General features: G+C 42.8%; 4 protein-coding genes. All 4 read right to left on the bottom strand.

From position 1 onward, the window contains the following. The coding region (locus tag B2X72_RS16425; RefSeq protein ID WP_286850737.1) for a family 43 glycosylhydrolase at positions 1-1,738 on the bottom strand (1,738 nt) is incomplete at its 3' end. A gap of 157 nt (positions 1,739-1,895) precedes the next feature. Further along, positions 1,896-3,893 carry a RagB/SusD family nutrient uptake outer membrane protein gene (locus B2X72_RS16430; RefSeq protein ID WP_286850740.1) on the bottom strand — a complete coding sequence of 666 codons (1,998 nt, stop codon included), beginning with the start codon at positions 3,891-3,893 and terminating at the stop codon, positions 1,896-1,898. Between the two features lie 11 nt (positions 3,894-3,904). Then, on the bottom strand, positions 3,905-7,105 hold the full coding sequence (locus B2X72_RS16435) for a SusC/RagA family TonB-linked outer membrane protein (protein WP_286850742.1): 3,201 nt from the start codon (positions 7,103-7,105) through the stop codon (positions 3,905-3,907). 507 nt (positions 7,106-7,612) lie between these two features. Next, complete coding sequence (locus B2X72_RS16440; RefSeq protein WP_201665727.1) at positions 7,613-8,059, bottom strand: nuclear transport factor 2 family protein; 447 nt, start codon at positions 8,057-8,059, stop codon at positions 7,613-7,615. Positions 8,060-8,213: the final 154 nt, after the last annotated feature.

Genomic DNA, 8,213 nt, shown 5'->3' on the forward strand with positions numbered 1-8,213 from the left:
AATCCCACTGATCCTTCCAATTTATCTGTACTTTTTCATTCTGGAGATCAACCGGTAGCCAGATATATCTGCTATCCATAAGATCTTTGGGATTCCAGCGGTCGGCCATAAAGATAAAGGAATCCTTTTTTCCTGCGACAGGAAGGATAAATGTCGATTGGCCACCATAAGTCAAAGCCGAATTCGGTCCTTGCATTGGATCACCAAGGGATTTCCAAGGGCCAAAAAGATTTGTAGCAACATGGAGTTCTGCACGATTTGGATCCCAGCCAGTACATCCACTGGTGATCAGATAATACTTATCTTTGTACTTGAATAAAGCCGGGGCTTCCCTATGATTCCGGAAGAGTAAGGAATCTTTCGCTGTCACATGCAGGTAATCATCGGTTAATTGAACCAGGCGTAAGGCATAGTTTTCGTCCGATGAATAGATTTGGTAAGCCTTACCATCAGTGTCTACAAATAAACCCATATCGCGTGACATATTGTTATTTGGCCGGAAGCTATGGACAAACTGAAACGGCCCAAGCGGAGAGTCACTGGTAGCAACGGCGGCCCTGGCTGCTGCATAGCCTTGCCCTTTCAACTCAAGATGGAACCACATCACATATTTCTTCAGCTGTTCTTGATAGATAACCTTTGGCCGCTCCATAATACAGCCCCAAGCAATATCGCTTGTAGAATCTGTGCTAGGTGTGAGAGCCAATCCTTCAAACTTCCAGTTATACAAATCATTGGATGAGTACACATTGACTCCCTGGGACGTAGTTCCGCCACGTTTCTCACCATACCAATAATATTTCCCATTTTGATGAAGTACGCCACCGCCATGCGCATTGATCACATGACCGGATTGGTCTTTCCATATTTCCCCTGGCGTAAAACTATGCATCTCAGCATGTTCCTTTTTTTGATAAACCCGGACATAATCAATTTCATATTTTGCAGGAAGTAATTTATCAGCTATCGTGCCGCCATTTATTCCGCCGAGGGCCAAATTTAACAGGAGATAATGCGGTTGGGTAAACGGATTGAATCCTGTACCATCCCGATTGACCAATTGATCCATAGGAACGTGAAGCATTTCTATATCGTCCACATAAAGCGTAATAGCGTCTTCATTCCAAATCATTCGCCAAATATGGAACTGATCTGCCCACGCCTTTCCGCCAAGATCTTTGACGGCTTTCGTCTTACCAAACCAATGTGCTTTCCAGCGTTGGTCAGTACCGGTTGCGATATTAGCCAATATATTGCCACGGTAATATTCCATGATATCTATTTCACCATTGGATGGCCATTCTTTGGTGGTGCCTAATGTCCAGAATGCAGGCCAAAGGCCCTCACCAACTGGGATACGCGCCCGGATTTCAAAAATCCCGTATTTCCAGCTCTGCTTGCCCAAAGTATTTATCGAAGCCGAAGTATAGGTTATTTTTTTACGGCCGGCAATCCAATCATGACTGCCCTGAATAAAACCTGAATGATTACGTTGTTCTTTTTTTGCTTCAATAACCAACAGGCCATTACGACAGGAAGCGTTTTCTTTTTGATACCATTGCTCTTCCCGGTTACGTTTGAAACCTTCTTCGTAACTCCATTTAGCCGTGTCGGGTGCACCATTATAATCAAACTCATCCGACCATACCAATTTATACTGTGGTGGGATGGGCTCTTGACTATATGCGGCAAAACAACTTGACAGCAAACTAAGACAGACAGATAAAAGTTTTTTCATGATTTAGTTTAAGTTTCTTTGAGCTAACAGCTCTTGATGATCAGTAAACAAAAATATCCCCCTTTTTCTGCGTGATCAAGGGGGATATTGAGTCAAAAAGAGGGATATATTCGTATTTGTGTAATAATGAGATGACACATATCTATTTTCATATTTTCTACAGTCCGGTTGGGGCAGTTCCACTGATAAGTGACCATCCTGGATTTTGATAAATAACAGAGTTTTCTGCTGTTCCGTCATCCGAAGCCAACTGGAAATGCTCTGTGGCAATGGGTGCGAGGTAATGCGCCATGGCAAATTTTACACCGGTATAAGACAGGGCATTGCTTCGGATCTCCAATGGTCTGAGGTATTCACTCCGTGCGGGATCTGAAACGACAGATTTGTCATTGGTAGCACCATAAATCAATTGTTCGGGTGTATACCAATCTTTCATCGGTCCCCAAAGTTTAAAACCTTCAAAATGGTCTGCTGTTGTAATCAGTTGATCCATAGCCCGCCAACGCTTAAGATCCATCCAACGTAGACCTTCAGCCATAAGCTCACTTCTGCGTTCGCGACGTATATTGTACAATGTTGGTGATATAAACTGTCCTACAGAATACGCGCCCCAATCTTTCTTTTCTTTATCCATTTGCGTTGCCGCAATGGTCGCATTGAAATCAGGATCGACTTTAGCCCGTGTACGCAGTGCGCGCCAATAGGCCTGTGCCTTCGTATCTAAATTTTGATTCTTTTCATAACAAGCCTCCATATAATTGAGGTAGGCCTCGGTGGCTCGGAAGGTAATGCTACCCGTAAATCCCTGACCATTGTTAGCCTGAAGACCATCGTATGAAATTCCTTTCCGAATCGTGTATCCTGTTGTATATCGGCGTCCCCAATCGGTATCATATACCGTCGGTATGGGTTCAGTTTGCGTAGCGTGAGATCCTTGTCCAATATTGACCAATACATTTTTCTGACCAGGTTCTTTTAAAAACAATTGTAAACGGCCATCGCGATTCTTCCGAACGTCTGCAATATAATCATCACCAGCGTAACCGCTGCCCGCGGCGTAAATAGGCAGTCCATTGGACATCAGAAAGCTTTCGACAAGGCCGCGTGTCAATCCAACTGCATAATTTCCAGCTTGAGCATACACAGGCACATTATGCGTCACCAGGCTTTGATTGTATTGACGCCACAGCAGTACTTCACCATAACCCGACATATCTACTGCGCCAAACATGCTGAAATACGGATTCTCGTTGTTGGCAGATTCTATAATTCCGGTATTATTTTCCAGTTGAATATTGTCAGCAACAGCAGAAGCCGATTCCATGGCCTGCGTTAAAAAGTAGTCGATCTCTCCGGTAATACTTCCAGTCGGGAATGCATAATTGCTATTGTATGATTTTGCAGCACCCGGCCAGTTTGGTCCTTTAGGGACGAATGCGGTTCCGCTGAAGTATTTGAGCCATGTACCCTCATACAAAGCCACTCGGGATTTGAACAGTTGCGCGACATTTTTTGAGATCCGCTGTTTCTTGCCGTCCGGCGAACTTTGGTTCAGCAAGGTGATAGCCGAATCTAAGTCAGAAAGAATAAAACGAGCGACTTCATTTCTTGGCGAACGCTTACTTGCTTCTACCAAAATATTCTTGTCCTTATCCGACATCACATTGCGAATAATAGGAAAATCACCCAAGGCCTGCAATTTCCCAAAGTAAACGTAGGCCCGTAAAAAATAGGCTTCACCGATATAATGTGCTATGTTACTTGAATTTCCGAGAATACGATTTTCTTTCCATTTGGGAACCACCGTATTTATAAAATAATTCATCTGATAAATACTTGAAAAATCCCAGTCACCGTCTTCTGATGGGACACGCCATTGCCCTGGAATAAACTTGTTATCGAGTGTTGGAGTGGCCATATTGTCTGTGTTTCCGTCTATGCCGAAAGTGCCAAAAGACCAGTTGCTATGCGAAGGCAACAATCCTGCGTATTGATTTACGGTATAAGCAGCAAGTTGTGACTCCTCATCCAGATAAGCTTCAGGTATAATGGACGAAGGGGGTGCAATATCCAAATATTTATTGCAGGAAGCTAGACCTACCAAAGCGACAAGGCCTAATTGCATCAATCTAAAAATAGTATTATTGAATTTCATAATGAATCGACTTAAAATGTAACACTTAAACCTGCAGACCAGACTTTAGTCAATGGGTAAACGGTTCCGTTGCTTCCACCATCAATAGTTTCGGGATCAAACATTCCCGCTACACTTGAGCCGGTCCAGATATTTTCTCCGGAAACGTATACACGCAAACGCTCCACACCGAAACGTTTTGTTGTTTCTTTCGGCAAGGTATAGCCCAGCTGAATATTTTTTATGCGGATATAGGCTGCGTTCTGCAAAAAGCGCGTCTGCGTCTGCTGATTTTTAGCAGTCCCAAAAACAGGACGTGCGTAATATGCTTCAAGATTTTCACCCAGGGGATTATCTGCAGTACGGAAATAATCAAGATGATCGACCAAGCCCGTTGACCACCATTTTGAAGTTGCTCCCCAAAAATAGTAGCCTCCTTGCCAATAATCGCGTTTCATGACGCCTTGCATGAAAATGCTAAAGTCAAAATTTTTGTAGTCCGCATTCAGATTCAATCCAAAGGAGTAACGCGGTGTGCTGTTTCCAATCACACGACGATCACCTGGATCGGCCTCTGTATTGCTTCCACCATCTATTTTTCCGTCTCCATTAAGATCAGCATACATGATATCTCCTGCCCCCCATTGTGAACCTAACGCATTTTGCCCACCATTGGGCAAGCTCGCCAGATGCTGGCTCATTTGCTCTTCTGTCTTGGCAATACCAAGGGTTTGATACCCCCATATTTCACCCAGCTTTTGACCTTCACGATAGTTTGATAATGACCCTATTGCGTTAGGATAACGTGTTACTGTTGTGGTATAATCAGACAAGAGGAACTTTGCTCCATATGCAAAACCACTGGCAGTACGGTCATTCCAGCCCAGGGTAGCTTCAAATCCTCTTGTTTTTAAGTCGGTGTTATTTGTTTGAGGAACTTGGGTGCCTAATGTATTAGGCAACTGCGGAGCCGGGCCGACCATATTAAATGTTTTCCGTTCGAAGACCTCAAAAGACCCAGAAAGGCGGCTATTTAAAAAGGCGAAATCGACACCCAAGTTCTTCGTATTGATAGATTCCCAGGTCAATAAGGCACTTACGAGGCCTGGAGCCGATGCAGAATTTGGTCGCGCATTATTGATCAGCCAAGCACCATTAGCCGTTCCGGGATTTTGAACAACATAGGTAGGGTACCAGTCATCAGTATTCTGATTACCCAGCTCCCCATAAGAAGCTCTTAATTTCAGCATATTAATAAATGGTGCCGACTCTATGAGGAAGTTTTCTTTGGCGATGTTCCATCCTGCAGAAACTGAAGGAAACCAGCCCCAGCGGCTATCGCTGCGGAAACGTGATGAACCGTCATAACGCAAATTAGCTTCCAATAGATATTTTTCAGCATAGTTATAATTTAATCGGCCGAAGAAACCCGCTGTTGCCCATTTTTGATATTCGCCAGATACCGTAGGGGCAACTACTTTTCCATTGATATCTGTGCCCGAAGTCAGATTCAATACCGGTTGATCCGGGATAATGATTCCGTCACGTTGCACACCGAGATTGCGATAGGCCGTATGTTCAACCTGACCACCGACCATAACTTTAAAATGATGGTCGCCCCAGCTTTTATCGTAATCAGAAAAGATATTAATGTTGTAATAGTTTTCCTTTAAACCAAATTCGTAGACATTGGATGAGTTTTTATACAAATAGGGATCACCATTCACGTCATGATTGTAAAGACGCTGCGAATCCCAATGACGAAATTGAGTTGTGGTCCTATAGTTAAAATTACCGGTTGTACGCCATCCTTTAATTGGTTCAAGGATCAGTTGTAACTGTTGATAAATGTAATCCTTACTGGATTTATCCTGTCCGCCTTCTTTCATGGCAAGTGCAGGTGAAGGAGAACTGAACAAGTATCCATTCGGATCATAAAGTGGCAGCGTTGGCCAGCCCTGTCTTCCTAAATCATCATAAAAACTATTGGTCAATGCTGCAGGTCGGTCGTAGTCTTCACGTACCAACCTAGCGTTGTAATTTACCTGAAAGATGTCAGATACTTTAGAATTGATTTTAGCCGCAACAGAGTAACGGTCGTAATGGTCTGTATTGAAGGCCATCAATCCTTGTTGCTTCATGAAATTGCCAGAAAGGTAATAGGTTGTTTTTTCGGTTCCACCATTGAGACTCAGGTTGTGCTCCTGGGCAAAAGCCTGATCCCGGTACATGACGTCGAACCAATCGTTATTGTCGTTACCATAGGCATATCCTTCAGCCCAATACAACTTATTATTCGGATCGACAATGGTCGAATTTTTCAGGCTTCCGTTTTGATAATCCAAGATGCGCTGTAGATGCTCCGCGGAGAAATGCGGTGAACCGCCTGCGTTGACTTCGGCCTGATTGAAATATTGAGCAAAAGTGTAAGAGTCCATCATCTTAGGCATCAATGTCGGTGCGTTCATACGAAAGCTATTATTATAATTTACCGAAGTACGTCCAGCCTTTCCAGATTTTGTGGTGACCAAAATAACCCCAAAAGCGGCTCTAGAACCATAGATTGAAGCAGCACCAGCATCTTTCAAGACAGAAACGCTTTCGATATCTTGTGGATTTAATGCTGCCAAAGACCCTTCAGAACCGTCAATTAGGACCAATGGTGCCGAAGAAGATGTGCCGATTGTACCTGTACCCCGGATATTAATAGATGGATTGGTTTCCATCGTTCCCGAGTTTTGGGAAATATTGAGGCCGGGGGCCAGTCCTTGCAGTGCCTGGATAGCATTTCTTACAGGTCTATTTTCCAGCTGCTTGGCATCTACCACCGCAACAGAACCAGTCAGGTTTGTTTTTTTCTGCGAGCCAAAACCAACGACCACCACTTCATCCAAAACATCTCCTTCGGAAGCATCAAGCTGCACGTTAAGCTCGTAGTTTCCTTGGCTAATCTGTTTAAGCTGACTGAATTCAAAGCGCTGTTTCGCATAGCCTAGAAAGGTAAATTCTAATGCCGTGACGGTCGCAGCACTGAGTGTATATTTCCCTTGTGTATCTGTCTGCGCCTGCATTGTGGAACCGATATTTTTAACGGTCACTCCAGCAAGTGGCCTGTTATTTTCGGTAACCTGGCCCCGTACAGTTATTGACTGTGCATAAGTCTGCTGTAAGCTTAAAAGTAAAAAGCAGATAGAACAAAGCCAGCGCTGTGTTAATTCGATTTTCCTTTTCATAAGTAAAACTGTTTAGTGATTAAATAATATTTTGATGAAGAGTAACATGGCAATATGAGGTAGCAATATTGCGTTCCGTTAGGAATTCAAGGATCAAACAATCCACTTTTGATTAGTAAATTCATCATAATTAAACTTGGTTATTTAGCTGTTTTTGAGTTTTAGCCAACTTACTTTCCCACCACCTATTTTTTATGTGATTTGGAGAGGGTATTCATCTAATCAGGCAAACACTCTTGGTTATTTAACATCGTCAACACAATAAAACGTCATATTGACACTTGCAATATTATCAAAAACGTTACAGAGGAAGGGGGGTAGAATCTTCTTATTTTAAGGGGTAAATTCGTCAATTTAGGCTTTTTGACCTTGTTAAAGGATATTCTGGTTTCGGCAGACAAAAAAAGCCACATCTCCCGACGTGGCTTCTAAACTAAATTTATAAACATGTTATTCACTAGGGATCAGCTTTTGGTATAACTAAACTGGCTCCCAAATTATGAGCTTCTATTTATAGGAATTGATCGATTTGGATACTCTCCAGTCTTTACCTTCACGCACTAAGGTAACAAGATCGGTTTTGGTGAAATTTTCAAATTTCAAAATAACCCTGGCCACCATATAATCTGTAGACTGTTCAACTACATCTGTGCTAACCGCACAATTCAGGTGGATATTTTTTTGCTTTTTCAAGGATTTAACCACTTCATAGCGGCTATATGACTTTAAGGTGCCCGTTTGTACCTTTAGATTAAAGTCTTCAGCAAACAACTGTTCTATTCCAGCCGACTCACCTTCAGTGATCACGGCGACATAGTGCTCTAGCGCAAAGTCTGCGGTTGATAGATTAACGCTGACTGGGTTTGATTTTGAACCCGGTCCTTCAGCTGCCATAGCAAACGTTGATACGGCCATTAAAGCTGCTACTGTGAATGTTTTTACAAGAGTTTTCATACTATCTTTTTTTTGTTTTTTTTACCTTGCTTATCTGTTGACTCAAAACTATCGCTCCAAATGCTTGTTGCCCACGGATTTTAGATCAATAACCAGCAAAAGTCGCTGAATGACTGAAATGAAAAAGTAAACTTCAAAATGCATAAAGAACATA

It is taken from the genome of Sphingobacterium sp. UBA7253 (assembly GCF_002472745.1).
GTDB classification, from domain to species: Bacteria; Bacteroidota; Bacteroidia; order Sphingobacteriales; family Sphingobacteriaceae; genus Sphingobacterium; species Sphingobacterium siyangense.

Excerpts from the sequence above, each read along its gene's own strand:
- B2X72_RS16430 (WP_286850740.1), bottom strand. The coding sequence starts at position 3,893 with ATGAAATTCAATAATACTATTTTTAGATTGATGCAATTAGGCCTTGTC.
- B2X72_RS16435 (WP_286850742.1), bottom strand. The coding sequence starts at position 7,105 with ATGAAAAGGAAAATCGAATTAACACAGCGCTGGCTTTGTTCTATCTGC.
- B2X72_RS16440 (WP_201665727.1), bottom strand. The coding sequence starts at position 8,059 with ATGAAAACTCTTGTAAAAACATTCACAGTAGCAGCTTTAATGGCCGTA.